Source organism: Kitasatospora sp. GP82 (genome assembly GCF_029892105.1).
Lineage (GTDB): Bacteria > Actinomycetota > Actinomycetes > Streptomycetales > Streptomycetaceae > Kitasatospora.
This window is the reverse complement of record NZ_JARZAJ010000113.1, coordinates 1-2,160: the sequence shown is the minus strand read 5'-3', so window position 1 is coordinate 2,160 and position 2,160 is coordinate 1. Positions and strand designations below refer to the sequence as shown.

Genomic DNA, 2,160 nt, shown 5'->3' with positions numbered 1-2,160 from the left:
CCGCGCTGATCCCGATCCATGTGGATCCGGGCGTGCCACACGGTGCCACGGCCACGGGGCACCTGGAGGTGTTCAGCGAGGACGATCACTACGAGTCGGACGAGAGCACGCTGTTCACGCTGACCGTCAGCTGAGCGGGCGACTGTGGGCCGGTACCTCCAGCGGCGATAGTTGCACACGGGTGGGTGGTGTGCCGAGGCCGCGCCAAGACGGCCGTGATCCGGGAGAACCAGCGGGCGGCGTGTCCGGTGTGCGGGCCGGTGGGGCAGATGAGCCCGGCCTTCAGTGGCGCGACTACAGCTGGGTTCCCCGGCGCGTGCACGCTCTCCGCAGGTGGCGTCGCCCACATATCCCATGAATGGCTGCCAGGTTCGGAACGCGCGTTTCTTCCCCCAGGGCGCGCCTTTCGCACCCCGCCGACGACCCACTTCCCGGAAGAAGGATCGAACTCATGCACACACTTGGCCGCATCAGGGCGGCCGCAGCCGCTGCCGCGGCAGCCCTGGTGATCGTCCTCGCTGTCCCCGGGCCGGCTCATGCGGCCACCACGATCACGCAGGACAGCCTCACGCCGGCCAGCGTGTCGCCCGGAATCTCCGCCAAAGCCACCCTGAACGTGCGCTTTACCAGCTGCACCACGGTGCAACAGCTCGGAGTCGCCGTACGCGACTCGGCCGGGCGCAACTTCGACTTCCCGAACTCGCTCAGCAACGTGACCATCTGCCCGTCGGGTCTCACCTACACCTCGGGCGCACGCACCTTCCTCGCCGGCACCTACACCGAATTCGGCTACTACCTGGACAGCGCGGGCTTCCACAACCTGCCCCCGGAGACCCTGACCGTGGCTCCGTCATCAGGGAATCCATCGAACCCGGCCCAAGGAAAGACCCTCACCTTCGATGAGGAGTTCAACCAGCCCATCGCCTTCGGCACCCGATGGATCGGCACCACCACCAGCGCCTACCAGTACGGCAACCACAACCCGAACGACGACAAGCTCGACTGGCTGCAGCAGTCCGCTGTGACCGTCGCCAACGGAGTCGCCACCTTCACCGCCCAGCCCAGCTCCCACATCCTGGAGAACGGCAAACGCGCGTGGAACACCGGGCTGCTCACCACCGAGGGCTCATCCGAGGGATTCCAGGTCCGGACGAACGACTACATCGAGACCCGGGTCCAGATGCCTTCCGGCCTCGGTGCCTGGCCCTCGCTGTGGACCTGGAACAACGGCGACAACGAGATCGACAAGTACGAGTACCATCCCGAACACCCGAACCTGCTGGAACTGGCCAACCACGTCCAAGCTTCCCAGGACTACTACACCAATGCCGACGGGGTGGCCCCCGGAAACTGGGTGGTGATCGGGGTCCTCTACGGTGCCAACTCGGTCAACTGGTACGTGAACGGCGCCAAGGTCTTCTCCGACCAGACCGGCGTAGGCACGTCGTTTTCCGCCTACCTCATCCTGAACCTGTCGGTGGATGCCGGGAGGTATCACCCCGCGCCGCAGGACTCCACCCCGATCACCTCGGCCGCCGACTACGTGCGCGTGTACCGGTGACCCTGCCCACCGTCCCTCCACCGGAGCGGACGCCCTGCTGGGCGCCTGGCCATGGCTGGTCGGGCGCAGCGCTACCGGATCCTGCACACCGCCCCGGGCGACCCGCGCAGCACGATGAATCCACCCGCGAATCACCACCACCTGGCCCTGGGTCACGAGTTGCCCCCCGCCTTCGCTCGCCGCGCGGCGCTGCCCCGCCCAGTGACCTGACCCAGCGACACCGCCGCTGACCGCCCCACGGCCCGAGGGTCCAAGAGCACCCGACCGCGCGTCGGGCCCCGGCATGCCCGCCCCGCCGCGCGTCGGCAAGCGCCACCCCCACGAAGATCAACCCGGCTCAGCCGGCCCCAACCGAAACGCGGAAGCCGGGACACTCGCATCCTTGCAGGTCGCGGGCACCTTCTGCTGATCGAGTGTCAGATCACCTTCGGCCGCTCGACATCCAGGGCCGATGGGACGCGCCGGTTCGCGGATGCGGTCACCTGCGTGGGCCCAAGCCAACATGCCGTTACAGTTGGCACGCGATCGAGTGCTCTGCGTATTGAGGGTGATGGGTGATGGTCCGGTGGACGGTCGGGCGGTTGGCCCGGTGGAGTTCA

At 67.6% G+C, this 2,160-nt stretch carries 1 protein-coding gene; it reads left to right on the top strand.

Going from position 1 to position 2,160, the window contains the following annotated elements; all coding sequences use genetic code 11:
* Positions 1-451 precede the first annotated feature (451 nt).
* Complete coding sequence (locus tag P3T39_RS37290) at positions 452-1,561, top strand: family 16 glycosylhydrolase (RefSeq protein ID WP_280703772.1); 1,110 nt, start codon at positions 452-454, stop codon at positions 1,559-1,561.
* Positions 1,562-2,160 lie beyond the last annotated feature (599 nt).